Raw genomic sequence first — 23787 nt, 5'->3', positions numbered from 1 at the left:
TTATGAATAGAAACAAACTTATGGCAATCTCTTTGCTAACCTTGATGTCTTCGAGTGTTTTTGCAGGGGGATATCGTATTAGTATGCAAGGTCAAAGACAATTGGCGATGGGGCACACTGGAGTTGCTGTCATTGGTCAAAACGCAGAAAGTATATTTTTCAATCCTGCGAATGGAACTTTCTTAAAAAACAAATGGAGCTTTTCTGCTGGTGTTACTGCGTTGACATCAGATGTGAAATTTCAAAATAAAACTTATAATTGGAAAAACGAAACAAGTAATACGGGGACGCCTGTTTATTTTTATGGTAATTATCAAGTGAATGATCGTTTTTCTGTTGGATTAGCAATTTATACTCCTTATGGAAGTGCTGTTGAATGGGATCAAGATTGGCAAGGTTCACACTTGGTAAATAATATTGATTTGAAATCTTACTTTATTCAACCAACTTTTTCGTATAAAATCACAGACGAAGTAAGTTTAGGTGTTGGATTGATTTATGTGAATGGTGGTGTTAAATTCAATAGAAATTTGACTCGTAATATGACAGATGATTCTGGTATGAATAGATCTGATGTTACGGTTGATGCACAAGGAGTTCATTCTTTTGGATATAATTTAGGTTTGACAGCGAAATTAGACGATTATGTGACTTTTGGTGTTAATTACCGTTCTCAAATTGATATGAAAGCAAAAGGAGGTAATGCAACTTTTCATGATATGCCAACTTTTGCACAATCAACTTACAAAGATGGTAAATTCGATGCAACGATGCCGTTACCAGCTGAGTTAACAGTAGGATTCTCGTATCAAATTAATAAGCAATGGTTAGCTGCTATTGATTATAATTATACTTTTTGGAGTGCTTATGAAAGCTTAGTAATTGAATTTGAAAACCCGAATATTCCAACTTCGGTTAATCCGAGAAATTATAAAAATTCAAGTACAATTCGTGCTGGAGTACAATATGCGCCAACTGAAAAATTCTCTGCTCGTATTGGTGGATATTATGATGTTTCGCCAGTTCAAGATGGATATTTTGCACCAGAAACACCTAGAAACGATGCTTTGGCAGGAACTTTAGGATTTACTTATAATGTTACTCCAAGATTAGGAGTAGATTTTTCTGCAACTGTTCTTCATTTTAAAGAGACAGATAATTCTTATGATTATTTCATGGAAGATGGAAATCCTGTTTCTTTTGGCGGAACATATCGTTCAGGAGCATATTCTCTTGGTTTAGGTCTTTCTTATAACTTTTAATTGAAGCATCATGAAAAAATATCAAATTATACTTTTAGCTGCAATTGCAGTAGGTTTTTCATCATGTAAACCAGAGTTCGATGATGAAATTGCAAGCGGAACTTATACTGCTGGTGAAGCTGATTTTTCTAGATATGTTGCTGTAGGTAATTCATTAACTTCTGGTTACATGGATGGAACAATGTATCGTTCAGGACAGCAATATTCTTTTCCAAATTTACTATCAAAACAATTTTCTGTAGTTGGTGGAGGAGAATTTACTCAACCTTCGTATGCGGATGACGTCAATGATGTAGGTGGATTACTTTTGGGAGGAAATGTTATCGCTCAAACTCGTATGATTATTAATATGAGTACTGGAGGACCTCAAAATATTGTAGGAACCCCAACTATTCAGGTTGGTCAACTTCAAGCTAAAGCTTTCAATAATATGGGAGTTCCAGGAGCTAAATCTTTTCATTTACTTGCTCCGGGTTATGGTAATTTAGCTGGTGTTGCAACTGGTCAATCGAATCCTTACTTTGTTCGTATGGCGACTTCTCCAAGTACAACAGTGATGACAGATGCAATGTCTATGAATCCTACTTTCTTTACCAATTGGATTGGAAGTAATGATGTTTTAGCTTATGCTTTGTCTGGTGGAACTGGAGTTAATCAACAAGGTAATTTAAATCCAGCGACATATGGTGGAAATGATATTACCGACCCAAATGTATTTGCTCAGGTTTATTCTACAATTACGAATGGTTTGACAGCTAATGGAGCCAAAGGTGTAGTTGCGACAATTCCTTATGTGACTTCAATCCCACATTTTACAACAGTTCCTTATAATCCGTTAACACCTGAAGCTTTGGGTGGTGCGGCAGTTGTTGGTCAATTGAATGAATTGGTTGGGAAATTGAAAGGTGCTTTGACTTATTTAGGAGCAGGTGATCGTGTTGAATTGTTTTCAACAACGGGTTCAAATCCTTTGTTAATAAAAGACGAAACTTTACCAAATTTATCTAATCAATTAACTGCTATTTTTGCACAAGATCCTCAGTTTGGTCCATTAGCTCCAATTTTAGGGCAGATTTACGGTCAAGCTCGTCATGCAAAATCTGATGATTTGTTTGTATTAGGAACAAGTTCTGTGATTGGTACAAATGCATCATCACCATTGTTGCAAAATATTCCAGCTCAGTTTTTACCGATGTTCAATAAAATGGGAGTTACTTTTCCTTTAGAAGATAAATATACTCTAATTCCTCAAGAACAAGAAAATATTAGAGTTGCAACAGATGTTTTTAATAATACAATTAGAACAGTCGCTGCAAGTAAAGGATTAGCAGTTGCTGATATGAATGCGATTTTATCTCAATTAGTTTCTGGAATTCGAGTTGCAGATGGCCAAATTTATACAGCTGATTATTTTAAAGGTTTAGGGAATATGAATGTTGTATTATTCTCTTTAGATGGAGTTCATCCAAATCCAAGAGGATATGCATTTGTATCTAACGAAATCATTCAAGTGATTAATAAACATTACAAATCTAATATACCTTTATTGGTTCCTGGGAATTACCCTGGTGTAACTATTAAAGCAACAAACTAATTTAGTGTTTTATAGAAAAAAGCGTTACATTGTAGCGCTTTTCTAATTTAAATAACTATGAATTTTATTATTCGATTAATCGTTTCAAGTATCTTGGTGATGTTAACAGAAGTTATTGTCCCAGGGGTTTCAATAGAAAGTTGGTCATCAGCTTTATGGGTTGTAGTTGCATTGTCTGTTTTAAATGCGATTGTAAAACCAATTTTGCAAATTTTTTCATTTCCGATTACGATTCTTACATTAGGGTTATTCACCTTAGTAATTAATGCAATAATCGTATTGTTGGCAGAATATTTTGTTAGTGGTTTTGTGGTAAATGGATTTTTTAGTGCATTGCTTTTCTCAATCGTATTATCAGTATTACAAACTATAGCTGGAATTCTGATTCCTTCTTCTAAAAAAAAATAAAAAATTAATAGTTTATTGTAATACAATAGATTAAAAACTTGGTTGGCTTGTAAAAATATTATAATTTTGCAAGCCAATTTTAGTAGTAAATAAACAGAAAGATGAATATTACAAAAAATAATGTAGATGCTCTTAACGCAATCGTTACTATCGAGCTTGCAAAAGAAGATTTCCAAGGAAATGTAGACAATGTTTTAAAAAACTACAAGAAAAGTGCTAACATTCCTGGATTTAGAAAAGGTGCTGTTCCAATGTCTTTAATTCAAAAACAATACGGAACTGCAGTTTTATTCGAAGAAGTAAACAAATTACTTCAAGAAAATTTAAATAAATTTTTAACAGAAGAAAAATTAGATATTTTAGGAAATCCACTTCCTGTTGCAAAAGATATCGATTGGAAAGCTGATACTTTATCTTTTGATTTTGAATTAGGATTAGCTCCAGAATTCACTGTTGATTTAGATTCTAAAAATAATATTACTAAATTCAATATTGTTGCTGACGATGCAATGTTAGAAGAGCAAATTGAATTTATCCAAAAACAATACGGAAAAATCGTTTCTAAAGAAAAATCTGAAGAAGGTGATGATATCCGTGTAAAAGTTTCTAACGAAGAAGAAGGAATTTCTAACGAAGTTACTTTCAATATCGGAGATGTTCGTACAAAAACAAACCAGAAGAAATTTATCGGTAAAAAAGTTGGAGATGTTGTAACTATCTCAACAAAAGGTTTATTCGAAGATGAGCAAAAATTAGTAAGCGTTTTAAATATCGATACTGAAAAAGCTAATGGTTTAGATGTTGAGGTTTCTTTTGAAATTACAGAAATCAACACAACTGAAAAAGCTGAATTAAATCAAGAATTCTTTGATAAATTATTTGGAGAAGGTGTAGTTACTACAGTTGAAGAATTAAAAGCTAAAATTAAAGAAGATGCTGAAAAACAATTCGCATCTCAAGGTGATCAAAAATTCACTAACGATGTAGTTGAATTTTTAATCGAAAATACAGATTTCGAATTACCTGCAACTTTCTTGAAAAAATGGTTACAAACTGCATCTGAGAAACCATTAACTGAAGAAGAAGCTAACGAAGAATACGCAAAATCTGAAAAAGGTTTACGTTACCAATTAATCGAAGGAAGAATTATTACTGACAATAATTTACAAATTACTTTCGAAGAAATTAAAGATTATACTTCAAATTTAATCAAAGAACAAATGGCTCAATTTGGTCAATTAGAACCATCTGAAGCTGATGTTGATAATATCGTTTCTCGTGTTTTAACTAACCAAGAAGAAGTTCGTAGAATTTCTGAGCAATTAATGCAAGAGAAAATGGTTAAATTATTTAGCGAAAAAACAAACGCTAAAGTAAAACAAGTTTCTTATAAAGATTTCGTTAAGGAAGCTTACGAAGCATAATTTTACGAAAAAAAATAACTATATTTGAGCGTCAAATTCAATCGAATTTGACGCTCGCTTATTTAAAATAATCAAAAAAATAAAAAACTTTGCATATGGATTTTGGTAAAGAATTTAAAAAATACGCTACTAAGCATCACGGAGTAAACAGTATGTACTACGACAAAATCGTAGGAAGTATGACACCTTATATTATCGAAGAACGCCCAATGAATATCGCTTCAATGGATGTATTTTCTCGTTTAATGATGGATCGTATCATTTTCCTTGGAACAGGAGTTGATGATTACGTGGCTAACATCATTCAAGCACAATTGTTATTTTTAGAAAGTGTTGATGCTTCTAAAGACATTTCAATTTACATCAATTCTCCTGGCGGAAGCGTTTATGCTGGTTTAGGAATTTATGATACAATGCAATTCGTGAAACCAGACGTTGCTACAATTTGTACTGGAATGGCTGCTTCAATGGGAGCTGTTTTATTATGTGCTGGAGCTGATGGGAAACGTTCGGCTTTACCACATTCACGTGTGATGATTCATCAACCTTCTGGTGGAGCTCAAGGTGTTGCTACAGATATGGAAATCAACTTGAAAGAAATGTTGAAATTGAAAGAAGAATTGTATGAAATCATCGCCAAACATTCTAAGCAACCTTTCGATAAAGTATATAAAGATTCAGAACGTGATTACTGGATGAAAGCTGCTGAAGCTAAAGAATACGGTATGATTGACGAAGTTTTAATTAGAGAATAATTCCAAGAGAAATTGAATAAAATGAAAAACGATGGTAATGATTGTTCGTTTTGTGGACGTCCGAAAGCAGAAACGAACATTCTTATTGCAGGAATAAATGCACATATTTGTGATCATTGCGTGGAACAAGCTCACGGAATTGTCATTGAAGAATTAAAGTCAAATGGGATTTCAGGTTTTTCTGATGACGTTTTATTAAAAAAACCAATTGAAATTCGTCAGTTTTTAGATCAATATGTAATTGGTCAAGATCAAACTAAAAAAGTACTTTCTGTTGCCGTTTACAATCACTACAAAAGATTGTTACAACAAGAATCGAATGATGATGTTGAAATTGAAAAAAGTAATATAATCATTGTTGGACAAACAGGAACTGGTAAAACATTAGTAGCAAAAACAATTGCTCGTATGTTAAACGTACCATTAGCTATTGTTGATGCTACAGTTTTGACTGAAGCTGGTTATGTTGGAGAAGATGTTGAAGGTATTTTGACAAAACTTCTTCAAGCTGCTGATTACGATGTTGAAAAAGCAGAGCGCGGAATTATCTTTATTGATGAAATCGATAAAATTGCTCGTAAAAGTGATAATCCATCAATTACAAGAGATGTTTCTGGAGAAGGAGTTCAACAAGCTTTATTGAAATTGTTAGAAGGTTCGATTGTGAATGTTCCACCAAAAGGAGGAAGAAAACATCCCGATCAAAAATTTATCGAAGTAAATACAAAAGACATTCTTTTTATTGCTGGTGGAGCTTTTGATGGAATCGAAAGAATCATTTCTAAACGTATGAACTTCCAAGCTGTTGGTTTCGGAAATTCTAAAGATGATGGAAAAGTTGATAAAGCTAATTTGTTACAATACATCATCCCAAAAGATATTAAAGACTTTGGTTTAATTCCTGAAATCATTGGTCGTTTACCTGTTTTAACGCATATGGATCCGTTAGATAGAGAAACACTTCGAATGATTTTAACAGAGCCTAAAAATGCATTAATTAAGCAATATCAGAAGCTTTTTGAAATGGATGGTGTTGAACTTAAATTTACAGATGAAGCTTTGGATTATGTTGTTGATAAAGCTTTAGAATATAAACTTGGTGCGCGTGGATTACGTTCACTTTGTGAAGCAATTTTGACAGACCCAATGTATGAATTGCCAAGCAGTAATGAAGATAATTTTGTAATTGATAAACATTTTGCAGAATCTGCTTTAAACAAAAACTTAATGAATAGATTAGAATTAGCAAATTAATTCCATTCTGTAAACTATAAAAATCTCAATATGTTTTTACGTATTGAGATTTTTTTGTATATTAAATTTATTTTTAAAAGATTTAATATGAAAAGCATTATAAATAAAAGTTCAGTTTGTCTTCTTTTTATCTTTCTATTTTTATCTCCTAGGGTAGAAGCAATTTCAAATACTTTTAGTTTTGTTCAATCACAAACTGATTTAATAAATATTACGTATGTGAATAACAGACTTTCGTTTGGATATTTTCAACTTTACGAAAATGTTTATTATTATGTAATCTTGCCTGATAAAACGGTTTCCTTTTATAATAATCTAGGTCAAAAACAGATTTCGTCTAATTTTCAATATCGGATTACAGAAGTTTCTGAAGAAGAAAAAAATAGTTCATTAACGAATGATGTTTATGATATTTTTTTTCAATTTGAGGATGAGGAAATACGGAGAAGTTTTTCTAGAACAGAACCAGTTGGCGGTATAAAACAACTTTATACTGACTTTATGCGTAGATTTAATGCTCCAGAACTTAATTCAAGAAATACTAAAGTTAACTTAGTAATAAAAATATCTGTTGATTCTAAAGGTAATTTGACTGATTTTATTATTCTTAATGATGCTGATTTCAAAAATGCTGATTTCAAAAAAGAAATATTTCGAGTTCTTAAATTACTTCCAAAATTTAATCCAGCTATTTTAAATGGTGTTGAAGTTGATTCTGAATATTTATTTCCTCTTGTCATAAATATATCAATTATGTAGTCTATTTGAGCTATTTTTTTAAATCCTTCGGGATTTTTTTTGTTTTTAAAAAGCCCGAAAACGCCTTGTTTTATTGATGATTTTATTTTAAATATCAAATTACTAGTGTTTTATACCAAAAATAAATTTGGATTCTAAATTTTTTGTTCTATATTCGTAGAACGGATTCTAAAAACATAGAATATGAAATTAACACCAGCAGAAGAACAATTGATGCAATATGTTTGGAAACAAAAGAAAATTTTGTTGAAAGATTTAATTGATAGTTACGACGAACCCAAACCAGCCAAAACCACGGTTGCAACAACGATTAAAAAACTTATTGATAAAAACTTTGTTGCTTATGACGAAATCGGAAGTACGCGTTTGTACTATGCGATTGTTAAGAAGGAAAACTATTTTTCGAAACAAATGAAAAATATGATACATCAGTTTTTTGATAATTCGACTTCCAATTTTGCTTCGTTTTTTGCAAAAGAAGCTTCATTAACTAAAGAAGAATTACAAAATCTACGCGACTTAATTGACGATGAACTTAAAAATAAATAGTTATGATTTTGTATTTTATCAAATCAACTTTTTTGTTGCTGATTTTCTTTTCGATTTATCGATTCAGTTTACAAGACAAGAAATCATTGCAATTCAATCGGTTTTATTTATTGATTGCTTTGGTTTTGGGATTGGTTTTACCTCTTTTTAATTTTAGCTTTTTTGTAGAATCAAATCCAATTATCGAAACAAAAGAAGTCGTTTTTCAACAAATTGCAGGTTTTTCTGATTTTGAATATTTTCCGATGATTCAAAAAGAAAGTTTGTTTTCAAACCTTGAAATTCTTTTTATTGGAATCGTTATTTTTTTAACCATTCGATTTGTATTTCGAGTTTACTTAATTGTTAGATTAAAAAAAGCAGGACAACAAATCAAAAATGAATACGGAAGATTGATTTTACATTCTAAAGTTAAATCGCCTTTTTCATTTCTAAAATCCATATATCTGAATTTGGAATCGTGGAATTCTGGATTAATCGAAAAAGAAATTCTTATTCATGAGCAAGGTCACGTAGTTCAAAAACATTCGTTGGATATTCTGTTTATTGAATTTTTAAAAATCGGATTGTGGTTCCAACCAATGCTATATTTTTATAAAAAAGCCATTCAAGAAAATCACGAATTTCTGGCTGATGCATATTGTGTACAACAAACAACGGATATTAATGCTTATCAAAATATTATTTTGAACTATTACAGCGAACAAAACAAGCGTTTGGAACTGAGTAGTTCGATAGATTATAAAAATTTAAAAAAACGTTTTATGATGATGAAAAACACAAAAAAAGGGAATGTTACAAAAGTTCTGTTTTATAGTTCTGCTTTTGTATTGACGTATTTTGGTTTAGTTGGAATTGAAACCAAAGCAAATACCATTGAAAAATTCGAAACACAAATCTCAGATAAAGTAAATCTGATGATTGATGATAAGATTTCGAATTCAAATTTACAATTTGATGAAAAAATCGAGACACATTCTTTTAAGGAAAATAACGATGAGGTTAATGTTTTAGAATATGTTAAAGGTGAAGAAGCTACTGGTTTTATGTTTAGTAAAAAACACGATAAAATGTTTTACTATGTTATTTCACCTCAATTGGAAGTTTCTATTTTTAATAGAGAAGGAGTAAAGCAAAATGAAAAAGAATTCAATTATAAGTTGAAAGAAATTACAAAAGAAGAACAACTAGCAAAGCTTTCGTCTATAAAGGACGAAAGTTCAAATAAGGGATCTGTTTTTCTTCAATATGTAAAAGGTCAAAAGTCTTATGGATATATTAAGTTTCAGAATGATTCATATTACTATATTATTTCACCTGAATTGGAGGTTTCAATTTATAATCGATATGGTGTAATTCAGGATAAAAATGATTTTAAATATGATTTGAAAGAAATTTCTAAAGAAGAAAATGAATCAAATTTAGTAGCTAAAGAAATTGAATCTTTTTTTAATATCAGAACTGAAGTACTAACAAAAAATCCAGATATTACGGATGGTAAATCAATGAAAGATGCTGTTTCTGCTAATGATATCATAAAAGCTTCACCAAAAGAAGGAATGATGTATTTCTATAAGAGTTTTATGAGAAAAGTAAATGCGCCTGATGTTGATGATATTTTAGAAGTAAAGGTAGTTATAAAAATGCTTATTGATGAAGAAGGAAAACTAACCAATTTTGAAATTGTAAATAAGTCAGCTGCTAATGAATCCTTTGAAAACGAATTTTTACGCGTTCTAAAAACGATGCCTAATTGGAATCCTGCAACTAAAGATGGTAAAGCTATTGCTACTGATTTTATTCTTCCAATTACTATGAAAGTTAATGGTAAATTGAATTCCAATAACACTTTAGTTAATCAAAAATAATTAAGTTGCTACTTTAATTATTTAAGAAAGTGATACATTTAAACAAAAAAACCGAAGATTATAAATCTTCGGTTTTTTTAAACATCAAGTTTTGCTTTTTTAAGTTCCAACTCGTTTTGTTGTAATTTTATTTTAAGTTCTTTTACTTCCGTGTCAAGTTTTAAAATTTTTGCTTTTGCTTTAATTTCTTTTTCAACTGTTAGTTTTCTATTAAGTTTATCTTTTTCAAATTGAGTAGAAGATTTTTTAAGTTTATTTTCAGCGTTTGCTAATTTTTCTTTCGTTTTTGTAACATTTTTTTGACTCTTTTCAATTGAATTATTGGATTTAGATAAACGATTCGCTTCTTTTAATAAAGATTTTTGAGCTTTTTCTAAGTCTTTTAATTCATTTTTTACAAGTTTTACTTCATCATCTGCTGATTTTTGAACTCGCTTTGCATCTTCTGTTTTGATTTTATCTTTAAGACTTTTAGCTTCTTTTGTTTGAATTGCTAATTGCTTTGCCTGACTATCTTTTTGAATAAATTCTTGTTTTTTCAATTCAATTTTTTTTCCAATTTCTGCAGCTTCAGAATTTAACTCTGTTATTTTTTCTTTTGAAGTTTTTATTATTTCTACAGTTGTTTCAATGTTTTGAGCGTGTATTTGTGAATTGAAAATCGATAATAAAAACGCGGTAACTAAAAATAATTTTTTCATTTTGTTGTTATTTTGTGATTTTACTAATAATTCAAAATTCATGCCAATTACCATTCGTTTACTTTATTAGAATCTAATTTTAGAAATATAAAGAGCATTATAGTAAAGGCAATTAAACTTGAACCACCATATGAAAAGAAAGGTAGAGGAACTCCAATTGTTGGAAATAGTCCAATTAACATAGAAACATTCACAAAAAAGTGCATGAATAAAAATGCAGCGACGCAATATCCATAAATTCTAGGAAAGGCTGTTTTTTGTTGTTCAGCTAAATATAAAATTCTAAAAAATAATGTCACAAATAATCCAATGACAACCATACAACCTGCAAATCCCCATTCTTCTCCAACGGTTGTGAAAATATAATCGGTATGTTGTTCTGGAACGAAACCGCCTTTAGTTTGTGTTCCTTCAAGGAAACCTTTTCCTGTCCAGTTACCAGAACCAATTGCTATTTTAGATTGATTTAAGTTGTAACCTTCTTTTTTCATATCCACATCTTCTCCTATCAAAACGTTGATACGGTCTTTTTGATGCGGTTCTAAAACTGAATCATAAACGTAATCAACGCTGTAAACAAAACCAATCATTACGACTGTTACTATCAAATAAATGAATGGATTCCTGTTGATTTTCTTGTTTGTAATAAAATGTATTATCACAGCAATTGCGATTCCTATTAGTATAAAAAGTGGTTCAAATAAAAGAGCAAGAAAGAATAATATTATAGCTACAAAACCAGTCCAAAGATACCAACCTGGAAAACCTTCGCGATACAAAACTAAAAATAAAGTCATGAAAATCATGGCGCTTCCCATGTCAGGTTGCATTAAGATTAACAATACTGGAAACATGAAAATTCCCATTCCAATGGCTTGTTCTTTTAGAGTCTCGAAAGTAGGTTGAGCTTCTGCAATGTATTTTGCGAGTAATAATGCGGTAGCAGTTTTTACAAATTCTGATGGTTGTAAACCAAATCCAGCAAATTGATACCAGTTGGTTTGACCTTTAATACTTTTTCCAAAAACAAATAATCCTAATAAAGAAAGTATTCCAATGCAATAGAAAACGACTGCATATTTTTCGTAAAATTTTGCATCAATGGAAAGAAGAACAATGATTAAAGGAATTGATAATCCAATAAATAATATTTGTTTTCCATAAATCTGACCAAGATCAAAAATTGAAGTAGCTTCATCAGGTAACGATGCCGAATAGATATTTAACCATCCTAAAAAAACTAGGAGAGCATAAATAAAAATGGTAAGCCAATCAACATTGCTTATTACACTTTGATTCGCTAAATGCTTCGTTTTAACCATTGATTCTTTTTTGTTTAGCTTTTAATTCTGCTTCTAATTTAGCTTTTGCTCTTTTTTCTGCTTCAACTTGATCTTTCAATATATATTCTGATTCTAATGTTGAATCTAATAATCTTTTTTCTAAATCAGTTCTTGTAATGATTCCTTTTAAATATTTTTCTATCATTAACGAAGCGAGTGGTCCAGCGATTGTTGCTCCAAAACCACCATTTTCGATAAACACGGCAATTACGATTTTCGGATCTTCTTTTGGTGCAAAAGCTAAGAAAACAGAGTGATCTTTTAATTGTTTCTTTTGACCGTCAACTTTTATGAAATTTTCTACAGTTCCTGTTTTTCCACAAATATTAATATCCGGTATTTGTAATCTACTAGCGGTTCCGCTTTTATAAACTTCTGCCAGACCTTCAATGACCGGAAAAAAATGTTGTTTGTCAATAGTTGTCGTTTTTTTCTCTACAAAGTTTTTATCGATTTTGTCGTCTTGAATTGATTTGATAATATGAGGCGTATAATAATAACCTTGATTTGCAACAGCACACATTACATTTGCAAGTTGAATTGGAGTTACTGTAATTTCACCTTGACCAATTGCATTTGAAATAGTTGTTGTTCCTTTCCAGCCACCTTTTGGATACCAACGATCATAATATTCTGAATTAGGAATTTGTCCTTTACGACCGATTGGTAAGTCATAACCTAAAAATTGTCCTAAACCAAAACTTCTTAAATGGTTGTACCAAGCATCCATTCCTAATTTAGGATTTTTATATTTATCAATGATACGTTTGTAAGTTTGTGCAAAATAGGTATTACATGATTTGGCTATTGCTGGGTGCAAATTCCAACTTCCAGCATCGTGACATTTCATAAATGCGCCTCTTGCGTAATAAAATCCATGGCTGCACGGAAAACTTGTATGTGTATCAATTACTTCTTCTTGCAGTCCAATCAATCCTGTTAAAATCTTGAAAGGTGAACCTGGAGAGTATTCACCAATTAAAACGCGGTCAAAAAAAGGATCACCAGGTAATTCTGCTAATTGCTGATAATTTTTTGAACGTTGTCTTCCCACTAATAATTTAGGATCATAATTTGGCGATGCAATTAATGCAAGAATTTCACCTGTTTTTGGTTCAATAGCTACAATTCCTCCGCGTTTGTTGACCATTAATTTTTCGCCATATTCTTGTAAAGCGCCATCAATAGTAATCGTAATATCTTTTCCTTTTTCTGAAATTGAATCGTAAATTCCTTCTTTGAAAGGTCCAATTTCTCTATTGTGTTTATCTTTTTGGATGTATTTTACTCCTTTTTGTCCTCTTAAAACTTCTTCATAAGCTTGTTCAACTCCCTGAATTCCGATTAAATCTCCACTGATATAATACGGATTTCTTTTTACGTCGTTTTCATTAACTTGTCGGATATATCCAAAAACATTTCCTGCAAAATCAACTTGATAATCACGAAGATTTCTTTTCTGAATATAAAATCCTTTATAATGACGAATCTTCTCTTGAAAAGCAGCAAATTCTCTTTTTGTTAATTGAGATAAAAATACAGATGGAAGCCGTGGACTATAAACCTTTGCTTTTTCTATCTTCTTATCAAAATCTTCTCTGGTTATATCTAAAATTTTACACAAAGCTAATGTGTCAAGATTTTTTATTTCTCGAGGTATAACCATGATGTCATAACTCGGTTGATTGGCTACTAAAAGCTTACCAGTTCGGTCATAAATATATCCTCTTTCTGGATATTCATATACAATTTTTAGAGCGTTATTATCTGATTTTTTTAAGTAAGAGTCATCTATTATTTGCAAATAGAATAATTTAGCAACAATGGCAATTGTCGCTAGAATTATGATAATGGGAAATAATAATTTTCTCATTTTTTTGCAGTCTTAGTTAAGAAGATTAAGATAATAATAAATATTAAAGTTAGTGCTGATGATAAAACGGTTCTTAATAATATTTCTAATGTAAATTGTAAATTAAATATTTCTAAACTATAAAAAATTAAATGATGAAATAAAATAGAAATCCCAAGATAAGTTAATAATTCGGTTGATATTTTATCCGTGATTTTCATCATGTGATATTCGTAACTAATCCCAAATGAAAACTTCAAAAAGGATTCTCTAAAATATGCCAATGAAACACAAGCCGCAGCTTGAACTCCTCCTGAATTATTAAATCCATCTAATATCAAACCAAGAAAAAAACTTGCTAAAATCAGTCCTGAACGATTTGAATTTAAAGGATAAAGTAAGATGAATAAAATGTACGGATAGGGTGTAACAAAACCGAATAAATCAATATTGTCAAACAAAACAACTTGTAACAAAAGTAAAGATACAAATCGAAAAATATTTATGATTAATGTGCTATTCATCGTTTAAAGTTGCTTCTTCTAGTTGTTTTATTTCTTGTAAATTCACATTTTCAATCAAATATATTGAGCCAATATTGGTCATGTCGTTAAACAAACGAACACTAATTGTATAGAAATTGGATGTTTTTGATGCATAAACTTTATCAACTACTCCAATTGGAATGTTTTCTGGAAAAATAGTTGATTCTCCTCCGGTTACTATGCTGTCACCTTTGTGAAGTTTAGCTAATTTTGGAATATCAATTAACTGAACAAATCCAGCATTTTTCCCATCCCAAACTATTGTTCCAAAATGATTTGAGTTACTAACTTTTGCATCAATTCGCGTTTTCGAATTTAAAATACTTTGAACCGTTGCATAATGATTTGAAACATTTTCTACAATACCAATAACTCCACGAGAATTAATAACTCCCATGTCTTTTGTAAAGCCATTTTTTGCTCCACCTTTGATAGTCAAATAATTTTCTTTTTTGTTGTAATTATTACGGATAATTTTTGTTTGGAATACATTATAATCTGTTGCAATTCGCAATTGAGGATTTACCTTGAATGCAGAATCAATAATAATTTCGCTATTATAAAGAGTTTGTTTAAGTCTTGCATTTTCTTTTGCAAGCATTTCATTTTCAGATTTTAAATGAAGATATTCCTTTAAATTGTTGGTTTCTTCGTAGATAGTTCCTGAAACAACGTTTGCTGAATTTACAAACTGGCTTTTATGAAAAGCGTGCGATTGAATAGTCATATATAATGAGATGACTAAAAGCAGCAAAAACAGCAACTTCGTGCTGTTTTTTGTAAAAAAAAATATGATCTGCTGCATGCTTTTTCTTTAATTATTTGATAAGAATACTTCTGTATTTATTGATGTCTTTAATTACCATTCCTGTTCCACGTACTACGGCTCTTAATGGATCTTCTGCAATATAAACTGGTAAATCTGTTTTTTGAGAAATACGTTTATCTAAACCTCTCAATAAAGAACCGCCACCTGCTAAGAAAATTCCTGTGTTATAGATATCTGCAGCTAATTCTGGAGGAGTTTGAGATAAAGTTTCCATAACTGCATCTTCAATTCGTTGAATCGATTTGTCTAAAGCTTTTGCAATCTCTCTATAAGAAATATTGATTTGTTTTGGTTTACCTGTTAATAAATCTCGTCCTTGAACTAACATATCTTCTGGACCTTGATCTAAATCTTCGATTGCAGCTCCGATTTGAATTTTAATTTTCTCTGCGGTTCCTTCTCCAACGAATAAGTTATGTTGCGTTCTCATGTAATAAATGATATCATTTGTAAAAACATCACCAGCAATTTTTACTGATTTATCACAAACAATTCCACCTAATGCAAGTACAGCAATTTCAGAAGTTCCTCCACCTATGTCAACAATCATGTTTCCTTTTGGCTGCATGATGTCAATACCAATTCCAATAGCTGCTGCCATTGGTTCGTGAATTAAGTAAACTTCTTTGCCATTTACACGTTCACACGATTCTTTTACCGCACGCATTTCTACCTCCGTAATTCCAGAAGGAATACAAACAACCATACGTAGGGCAGGAGTGAACATTTTTTTCTTTAAAGCTGGAATACTTTTAATAAAAAGACTAATCATCTTTTCAGAAGCATCGAAATCTGCAATTACTCCGTCTTTTAACGGGCGGATGGTTTTAATGTTATCATGGGTTTTACCCTGCATTAAACTTGCTTCTTTACCTACTGCAATAATTTTTCCAGTAACTCTATCACGAGCTACGATAGACGGACTGTCTACCACAACTTTTCCATTGTGAATAACAAGTGTATTAGCAGTACCAAGGTCCATTGCAATTTCCTCGGTCATGAAATCAAAAAATCCCATATTCGTTAAAAGGGTATTAGGTTAATTAAAATTTTAGTTTACAAAAATAACAAATTAATGTTTAAAATGACGAATTCCTGTTGTAACCATTGCAAGATTATTTTCGTTGCAGTAAGTAACACTTAACTCATCTTTGATTGAACCTCCTGGTTGAATAACAGCAGCTATTCCTGCATTATTAGCAATTTCAACACAATCTGGGAATGGGAAAAATGCATCACTTGCCATTACTGCTCCTTTTAATTCAATATTAAAAGAATTTGCTTTTTCAATTGCTTGATTTAAAGCATCAACTCGTGATGTTTGTCCTGTTCCAGATGAACATAATTGTTTGTTTTTTACTAAAACAATTGTATTCGATTTGGTGTGTTTGCAAATTTTAGATGCAAATAATAAATCTTCAATTTGTTCTTCAGTTGGTTTTAAGTTTGTAACGTAAGTTAAATGTTCTCTTGTGTCAGTGATATAATCTTTATCTTGAACCAAAATTCCGTTTAAGCAGCTACGAACTTGTTTATTTGGTAATTCTACATCGTTAATGATTAGAATAATTCTATTTTTTTTGCTTTGTAAAATAGTAATAGCTTCGTCATCGTAAGAAGGAGCGATTACAATTTCACAGAATAATTTATTTATTTCTTCTGCAGTTGCTACATCAATGTTTCCATTTGCGATTAAAACACCACCAAATGCAGAAGTTGGATCACCAGCTAAAGCTGTTAAATAAGCATCAACCATAGTTGGTTTTTGTGCAACTCCACAAGCGTTATTGTGTTTAAGGATAGCAAACGTAGGAGCTTCATTTCTAAACTCTTCCATTAATTTTACACCAGCATCAACGTCCAATAAATTATTGTAAGATAACTCTTTTCCGTGAACTTTTGTAAACATTTCATCAAAATTCCCAAAGAAAAATCCTTTTTGATGTGGGTTTTCTCCGTAACGTAAAGTTTGACCGTTTGCTTCACTGATTTTTAATACTGTTTCGTCTGTTTTAAAGTAGTTGAAAATAGCGCTATCATAGTTAGAAGAAACATGGAAAGCGCGAGTAGCTAACAATCTTCTTTCTTCTAAAGTTGTTGAACCATTACTTTCTGTAATCATGTTTAAGAATAATTCATATTCATCAACAGAAGCAACGATAACTGTATCTTTAAAGTTTTTAGCAGCAGCACGTATCAAAGAAATTCCACCGATGTCAATTTTTTCTATAATATCAGCTTCTGGTGCTTTAGAAGCTACTGTGTTTTCAAACGGATATAAATCAACAATAACTAAATCGATCTGAGGAATAGCAAATTCTTGCATTTGTTGTACATCACCTTCATGGTCTTGACGGTTCAAAATTCCTCCAAAAATTTTTGGATGTAAAGTTTTAACGCGTCCGCCTAAAATTGATGGGTAAGATGTAACGTCCTCAACAGGAACTACAGGAATACCTAAATCTTTGATAAATGTTTCTGTTCCTCCAGTAGAATAAATAACTACGTTGTTCTCGTGTAATTTTTTTACGATTGGTTCTAAACCATTTTTATCAAAAACTGATATTAATGCAGATTGAATCTTTTTAGTTGTTGTCATTATAGTTGTGTCTTGTGTTTAAGATGCAAAATTACTATTTGTTATTCATTAAATAAAAAAAAAATGAATTGATTTTCAAATATTCATACTTAAAAATATTTTACAAATTTATTGTAACAATATCTCTTGTTTTTCTACTTATATTTATATCAATTTCTATTCAATCTGAATGATTTATTTAAAGCTAATTAAAGAAAGTTTATTGTTTGCACTCAATGCATTGCGAACAAATAAATTGCGAACTTTGCTTTCTCTTTTGGGAGTTACAGTCGGGATTTTTTCGATTATTGCTGTTTTGGCTGCAGTAGATTCTATGGATAAAGGAATTCGTAAAGATTTAGCAGGAATGGATAACTCGATGTTAAACATTTTTCAATATTCTTTTTCACCAACTGATGTTCCAAAGTGGAAAATAGAACAATTTCCAGATATGAAATATGATGAATATGATTATCTAAAACGAAATGTAGCTAGTATTGACCGTATTTCTTTTAATTATTTTACCAATTCGCAAAATATAAAGTCAGAATTCGCAACTGCAAATGATGTTTCGATTTCTCCTTGTAGTTTTGATTACCAATATATAGATAATATAAAAGTCGAAAAAGGGCGTTTTTTTAATGAAAGTGAAGATGCATCTGGAAGTTCAGTAATTGTTTTAGGTTATGAAATAGCAGAAGTTTTGTTTCCGAATGTAAATCCTATAGGTCAAACTGTTCGATTGTATGGAAAACGATTTGATGTCATAGGTGTTTTAGAAAAACAAGGTTCATCTTCATTTGGACAATCAAAAGATTTGCAGGTTTTTATTCCATCAAATTTTCTAAGACAATATTATGGAGAGAATAGTAATTATCTTACTCCAGTGATCGTTGCAAAGCCAAAAAAAGGTTTTGATTCTGATATTTTCAAAGATGATATTACTTTAAAGTTACGAACATTTCGAGGGTTGAAACCTTCGGATATCGATAATTTCTTCTTAAACGAATTTGCCGGTTTGACTCAATTTATCGATAATATTGTAGGTAGCTTAAATTTAGTTGGCTGGATTATTAGTGCTTTTTCTTTATTGGTTGGAGGATTTGGTATTGCAAATATTATGTTTGTTTCGGTTAAAGAACGAACACATATTATCGGAATACAAAAAGCATTAGGCGCAAAGAATCATTTTATTTTATATCAGTTTTTATTCGAAGCCGTAATTCTTTCTTTTATCGGAGGATTGGTCGGTGTAGTTTTGGTTTATTTAATTGCGATTGTAGTAACGTCATTATCTTCATTTGAGTTTGTTTTAAGTTTTACGAATGTAATAATCGGATTGTCTTTAGCAAGTTTTATTGGTTTGATTTCAGGGATTTTACCAGCGCTTTCAGCTTCTAAATTGGATCCGGTTGAAGCAATTCGTTCTGGAATGTAAACTCAGATTATTCTATAAAAAAAAGCATTTTCGTTTTTGAAAATGCTTTTTTTATTTTATCTAACTGGACGATTTAAAATCAAATCGATATATAGATTAACGTTATCTTTTAATTTTTTACGATGTGTAACAAAATCTAAGAATCCGTGCTCTAATAAAAATTCTGATGTTTGGAAACCTTCTGGTAAATCTTTACCTGTTGTGTCTTTTACGATACGAGGTCCCGCAAATCCGATTAAAGCTCCAGGTTCAGCAATATTAATATCACCTAACATCGCATAAGAAGCAGTTGTTCCACCAGTAGTTGGATCGGTACATAAAGAAATATAAGGGATTTTTGCTTCTGCTAATTGAGCTAATTTTGCAGAAGTTTTTGCCATTTGCATTAAAGAAAAAGCAGCTTCCATCATACGTGCACCACCAGATTTGGAAATCATCATAAAAGGAATTTTATTTTTGATTGAATAATCAATTCCTCTTGCGATTTTTTCTCCAACAACAGATCCCATTGAACCACCGATAAAAGCGAAATCCATACAAGCAACTACTAAATCAGCTCCTTTAGATTTTCCTACAGCAACACGAACCGCATCTTTCAATTTGGTTTTGCTTTGTGCTTCTTTTAAACGATCTGTATATTTTTTTGTATCAACGAAATCTAAAATATCTTTTGATACAATTTTTTCAAATAATTCTGTGTATTTGTTGTCGTCGAATAAAATTTTGTAATATTCGTTACTTCCAATTCTAACGTGGTAGCCGTCTTCTGGGCTTACCCATAAGTTTGCAGCAAGTTCATCTGCATCAACAATTTTACCTGTTGGAGATTTGTACCATAAACCTTTTGGTGTGTCTTTTTTATCTTCAGTTGGGGTTTGAATCCCTTTTTCAGTTCTTTTAAACCAAGCCATATTTTAATTTTTAATAGCTTCAGCGATTTTATTACAGCGTGTTTACGTTGTTTAAATCAGAGAAAGCTTGTTCTAATCGTTTGTTGAATGTTAATTCTGATTCGCGTAACCATTTACGTGGATCATAATATTTTTTATTTGGAAGTTCTTCTCCTTCTGGATTTCCAATTTGTGTTTTTAAATAATCTATTTTAGAAACCATGTAATCTCTCGCACCTTCTGTGAAAGCAAATTGTAAATCGGTATCTAAATTCATTTTGATAACTCCGTAACCAATAGATTCTCTGATTTCTTCTAATGTCGAACCTGATCCTCCATGGAATACAAAATCAATTGGATTAGCTGTAGTTTCGTACTTTTGCTCAACAAATTTTTGAGAATTGTCTAAAATTTTTGGAGTCAATTTTACGTTTCCTGGTTTGTAAACACCATGAACATTTCCGAAAGCTGCTGCGATTGTGAAACGAGGAGAAACTTTCATTAATTCTTCGTAAGCGTAAGCTACTTCTTCTGGTTGTGTGTATAATTTTGAAGAATCAACATCTGAATTGTCAACTCCGTCTTCTTCACCACCTGTGATTCCTAATTCAATTTCTAAAGTCATTCCCATTTTACTCATACGCTCTAAATATTTTTTAGAGATTTCTAAGTTTTCTTCGATTGGTTCTTCAGAAAGATCAATCATGTGAGAAGAGAATAATGGTTTACCAGTTTCAGCAAAGAATTTTTCGCTTGCATCTAATAATCCATCAATCCAAGGTAATAATTTTTTTGCACAATGATCTGTGTGTAAAATTACAGTTGCACCGTATAATTCTGCTAATTCATGTACGTGTTTTGCACCAGAAACGCATCCTGCAATAGCTGCTTTTTCATTTTCATTTGACAAACCTTTTCCAGCCATAAATAATCCTCCTCCGTTAGAGAACTGAATGATAACAGGAGCATTTAATTTTGCTGCTGTTTCCATTACACCATTGATATTGCTAGAATTTGTTACGTTAATTGCAGGTAAAGCAAATCCTTTTTCTTTTGCATATCTGAAGATTTCTTGAACTTGATCACCTGTTGCTACTCCAGGTTTAATGTTATGTGCCATATTTTAGTTGTGTTTTTTTTGTTTAATTTAAATGTTTACAAAAATAGTAATTTTATTAAAATGGATAGTTAATTCCTACATTTAAAACAGCATCGCTTAAATTAAATTCTTTGAACCATCTTTCACCAGGAGATTTTCCTGGATTGTAAGTCTTAAATCCTACGTCACAACGGATTACAAAAAAACCTAAATCGTAGCGAATTCCAAGTCCTGTTCCAAGAGCAATTTCTTCTAAAGATTCAAATCCTTTAAATTTCATTGCATCGTCTTGAACATTGTCTAAAACATTCCAAATATTTCCTGCATCTGCAAATAAACCAAGGTTCCATTTTCCTGTTAAATTAAAACGATATTCTGCAGAAAATAATAATTTCATGTTTGCTTCGTTAAAATCATTTATTCCACCACTACTTCCTGGTCCTAAACGATAAGATTGCCATGCGCGGTTGTCATTTGAACCTCCGGCAAAATAACTTCGAGAAAAGGGAATGCTTTTTGAATTTCCGTACGGAATTGCAATACCTCCAAATGCTCTAAACGCTATAATTTTTTTGTTGCCTAAATCTATGTATTTTATAAAATCAACTTCTCCTTTTATATATTGTGAATAGGCTACGTCGAATAAAGTTTTTGAACCGTCTTCGCGAATGTTGTTTTTTTGAAGTTTAGAAAGTAAACTTGCTATATTTCCTGCTGATTCAATTTTAGTTTTAAGGATAAAAAACTCATTGTCATCAATATTTGTTCTTGACGATTGCGTGAATGTAATGTTTGACGCAAGTATTAAGTTGTTTTCAGTAAGTCTATTTTTTCGTTCATTAATGCTACTTACCGTTTTGTATTCTGGAGAATTATCTGCAATTGTTGTGTCTCCAGCTAAAACGTCTTGTATAAAATGATCAGGGCCATCATTACCAATATCCAAATTTCCTTGATTGTTTAAATAATTTGGATTAGTATCTGTACCTCTTGAAATTGCGTTTAATGTATTGTAAGAAGATTTGTAAACATTAAAATAATTTCCAGGATTTAAGTTTCGAACATATTGTAAATTCAATAAATCCAAATTGAAATTTGTTCTTCTGCGTGGACTCCAATTGTAGTTGTAAACAGCAGTTAAGTTTCTTTTGTCAAGACCGATATTTTGTTGACTTGAAAATCCTAAACTTATATTGGTAACTGGAAACATTCTTCTAGGTAGAATTTTATCGGTATCTGTGAAGAATACAAATCGAGGAAAGGATAATTTAACATCGGCTCCATATTCTAAGATGTCAAAAAAAGAATTTTCGACACTTCTATATTTACTTGCAGACGAACCAATACTTCCGCGAACACCAACACTTAAAATTTCAGCTCCTTTAAAAACATTGTTGAAATCATAGTTTAGACTTCCTAGAATTCCAAAATCTTGAATGTTTGAATGTGTTACGTCTATAGATGGTCTAAAAACCGCTCTTTGTTTTGGAACTAAAGTAATGTTAGTTATCAAGGATTGTCCCGTACTATCTGCTGGATCTTTTACAAATTCGATTGATGGATAATTGAAAACTCGTAAATTACTTAATGAACGAGAAGTTAATAATCTTCTGCTATCGCTATATTTTGTTTCTGGCTCTAAGAAAATGGTATTTGTTAAAACTTTAGGGCGATAGTTCAAAGGACCTTCACTTAAAATTTTAACTCCATTATAATCAATCGTGTCCGTTAACATTCTTCGATTGCTAGCGGTTTTGTTTAATGTGTAAACATTAACTTTACTTAGTGTATATATTTTAAAAGGTTCTTTTATTAAAGAATCACCTGTTTTTACTGTTTTGTCATTGATTATTAGGTTGATGTCTGCTTTGTGATTTTTTCCAATTGTATCAATCTCATAATTAATAAATGTTTTCTGAAAATCGTAAGCACCATTATCTCTAAATAATGTTGTAATTCGCTCTCTCTCTTCGTCTAAAATTGCGCTGTTATATTGTTTATTTAGTTTGATTAATGAGCGTTTTTCATTCAAATTATACAAAGTTTCTAAATCTTTAGAATATACTGTTGAATATAAACTATCAATATAAAACGGTTCGCCTGTAGTAATTGTGTAATCAACCTTAGCTTCTTTAAGTTTAATTGAGTCGATTTTATAATCCACCTTAGTGTTGAAAAAACCACGGTTGAAATAGTAATTTCGTAATCGTAATGTTGATTTTTTTGCTTGATCTTCATTCAAAAGAACCGGTTTTTCTCCAAGATTTTTCAAAGAATTGCTAATTCCTGAAACTAAAAACGACTTTCCTAAACGATCGGTTTGTTTTTCTGACAAAACAGAAATTAAAAAACGATTGGTATTTGGATTTCTTTTTAACCAAGCGTTATATGAAGAGTCTGCATTAACCTTTGCTAAATTATATAATTGCAAACGAATTCTCATCCCAAATAAATTGGAATTTGGATGTTGGTATAATTGACCTTTTATGGCATCAGAAGATTCCTTTTTGCCATTTTTTGAAATCTCATTTTTCATTAAAAGTTGTTCGCCATCTGGTACTCTTTTTGTCAAAGAGCAAGAATACAAAATCATGCTTGAAATGATAACTATTGCTGTTTTAGAGATGTATTTTTTCAAA

General features: G+C 31.0%; 20 protein-coding genes. 10 read left to right on the top strand and 10 right to left on the bottom strand.

Annotated features, from left to right (window positions below):
• Positions 1 to 2: 2 nt before the first annotated feature.
• From EG240_RS10370 to EG240_RS10330, 9 genes are all read left to right on the top strand, one after another.
• A complete protein-coding gene (locus tag EG240_RS10370) occupies positions 3 to 1262 on the top strand; it encodes an OmpP1/FadL family transporter (RefSeq protein WP_125019332.1) in 1260 nt (419 codons plus the stop codon).
• Positions 1263 to 1272: 10 nt separating this feature from the next.
• A complete protein-coding gene (locus tag EG240_RS10365; protein WP_125019331.1) occupies positions 1273 to 2856 on the top strand; it encodes an SGNH/GDSL hydrolase family protein in 1584 nt (527 codons plus the stop codon).
• Positions 2857 to 2913: 57 nt separating this feature from the next.
• Positions 2914 to 3264 carry a phage holin family protein gene (locus tag EG240_RS10360; protein ID WP_125019330.1) on the top strand — a complete coding sequence of 117 codons (351 nt, stop codon included), beginning with the start codon at positions 2914 to 2916 and terminating at the stop codon, positions 3262 to 3264.
• A gap of 101 nt (positions 3265 to 3365) precedes the next feature.
• Positions 3366 to 4688, top strand: coding sequence for a trigger factor (gene tig / locus EG240_RS10355; RefSeq protein ID WP_125019329.1), 1323 nt, complete (start codon positions 3366 to 3368; stop codon positions 4686 to 4688).
• Between the two features lie 95 nt (positions 4689 to 4783).
• Positions 4784 to 5443 (top strand): ATP-dependent Clp endopeptidase proteolytic subunit ClpP, encoded by a 660-nt coding sequence (gene clpP, locus EG240_RS10350; RefSeq protein ID WP_125019328.1) that lies wholly within the window; start codon positions 4784 to 4786, stop codon positions 5441 to 5443.
• 21 nt (positions 5444 to 5464) lie between these two features.
• On the top strand, positions 5465 to 6697 hold the full coding sequence (gene clpX / locus EG240_RS10345; protein ID WP_125019327.1) for an ATP-dependent Clp protease ATP-binding subunit ClpX: 1233 nt from the start codon (positions 5465 to 5467) through the stop codon (positions 6695 to 6697).
• A gap of 87 nt (positions 6698 to 6784) precedes the next feature.
• Positions 6785 to 7456, top strand: a complete 672-nt coding sequence (locus tag EG240_RS10340) for a hypothetical protein (RefSeq protein WP_125019326.1) — start codon at positions 6785 to 6787, stop codon at positions 7454 to 7456.
• Between the two features lie 183 nt (positions 7457 to 7639).
• Positions 7640 to 8005 (top strand): BlaI/MecI/CopY family transcriptional regulator, encoded by a 366-nt coding sequence (locus EG240_RS10335; RefSeq protein ID WP_125019325.1) that lies wholly within the window; start codon positions 7640 to 7642, stop codon positions 8003 to 8005.
• 2 nt (positions 8006 to 8007) lie between these two features.
• Positions 8008 to 9873: a M56 family metallopeptidase gene (locus tag EG240_RS10330; protein ID WP_125019324.1), complete on the top strand. Its 1866-nt coding sequence runs from the start codon at positions 8008 to 8010 to the stop codon at positions 9871 to 9873.
• 77 nt (positions 9874 to 9950) lie between these two features.
• Here the strand turns inward: EG240_RS10330 and EG240_RS10325 are convergent, their stop codons facing one another.
• The 7 genes from EG240_RS10325 to purH are packed head-to-tail and all read right to left on the bottom strand — an operon-like array spanning position 9951 to position 17742.
• Complete coding sequence (locus tag EG240_RS10325) at positions 9951 to 10574, bottom strand: hypothetical protein (RefSeq protein ID WP_125019323.1); 624 nt, start codon at positions 10572 to 10574, stop codon at positions 9951 to 9953.
• A 47-nt stretch (positions 10575 to 10621) separates the two neighbouring features.
• The gene (gene rodA / locus EG240_RS10320) at positions 10622 to 11896 is read right to left on the bottom strand and encodes a rod shape-determining protein RodA (protein WP_125019322.1); all 1275 of its coding nucleotides are present in this window, start codon (positions 11894 to 11896) and stop codon (positions 10622 to 10624) included.
• A complete protein-coding gene (gene mrdA, locus EG240_RS10315; RefSeq protein ID WP_125019321.1) occupies positions 11889 to 13790 on the bottom strand; it encodes a penicillin-binding protein 2 in 1902 nt (633 codons plus the stop codon). The genes rodA and mrdA overlap by 8 nt, the downstream gene beginning before the upstream one ends.
• Positions 13787 to 14293: a rod shape-determining protein MreD gene (locus EG240_RS10310; protein ID WP_125019320.1), complete on the bottom strand. Its 507-nt coding sequence runs from the start codon at positions 14291 to 14293 to the stop codon at positions 13787 to 13789. The genes mrdA and EG240_RS10310 overlap by 4 nt, the downstream gene beginning before the upstream one ends.
• Positions 14286 to 15119 carry a rod shape-determining protein MreC gene (gene mreC / locus EG240_RS10305; RefSeq protein WP_125019319.1) on the bottom strand — a complete coding sequence of 278 codons (834 nt, stop codon included), beginning with the start codon at positions 15117 to 15119 and terminating at the stop codon, positions 14286 to 14288. The genes EG240_RS10310 and mreC overlap by 8 nt, the downstream gene beginning before the upstream one ends.
• A gap of 13 nt (positions 15120 to 15132) precedes the next feature.
• A complete protein-coding gene (locus EG240_RS10300) occupies positions 15133 to 16161 on the bottom strand; it encodes a rod shape-determining protein (RefSeq protein WP_125019318.1) in 1029 nt (342 codons plus the stop codon).
• 54 nt (positions 16162 to 16215) lie between these two features.
• Positions 16216 to 17742, bottom strand: a complete 1527-nt coding sequence (gene purH / locus EG240_RS10295; protein ID WP_125019317.1) for a bifunctional phosphoribosylaminoimidazolecarboxamide formyltransferase/IMP cyclohydrolase — start codon at positions 17740 to 17742, stop codon at positions 16216 to 16218.
• Positions 17743 to 17911: 169 nt separating this feature from the next.
• Between purH and EG240_RS10290 the strand changes: the two genes are divergently transcribed.
• The gene (locus tag EG240_RS10290; protein ID WP_125019316.1) at positions 17912 to 19159 is read left to right on the top strand and encodes an ABC transporter permease; all 1248 of its coding nucleotides are present in this window, start codon (positions 17912 to 17914) and stop codon (positions 19157 to 19159) included.
• A gap of 56 nt (positions 19160 to 19215) precedes the next feature.
• Here the strand turns inward: EG240_RS10290 and accD are convergent, their stop codons facing one another.
• The 3 genes from accD to tamL are packed head-to-tail and all read right to left on the bottom strand — an operon-like array spanning position 19216 to position 23786.
• Positions 19216 to 20070, bottom strand: a complete 855-nt coding sequence (accD, locus tag EG240_RS10285; protein WP_125019315.1) for an acetyl-CoA carboxylase, carboxyltransferase subunit beta — start codon at positions 20068 to 20070, stop codon at positions 19216 to 19218.
• A gap of 31 nt (positions 20071 to 20101) precedes the next feature.
• Positions 20102 to 21169 (bottom strand): class II fructose-bisphosphate aldolase, encoded by a 1068-nt coding sequence (gene fbaA, locus EG240_RS10280; protein WP_125019314.1) that lies wholly within the window; start codon positions 21167 to 21169, stop codon positions 20102 to 20104.
• Positions 21170 to 21224: 55 nt separating this feature from the next.
• A complete protein-coding gene (gene tamL / locus EG240_RS10275; protein ID WP_317127011.1) occupies positions 21225 to 23786 on the bottom strand; it encodes a translocation and assembly module lipoprotein TamL in 2562 nt (853 codons plus the stop codon).
• Between the last annotated feature and the right edge of the window lies 1 nt (position 23787).

Origin of the sequence: Paenimyroides tangerinum (assembly GCF_003865405.1) — a bacterium.
GTDB lineage: Bacteria > Bacteroidota > Bacteroidia > Flavobacteriales > Flavobacteriaceae > Flavobacterium > Flavobacterium tangerinum.
This window is presented reverse-complemented; position numbering and strand designations above follow the sequence as displayed.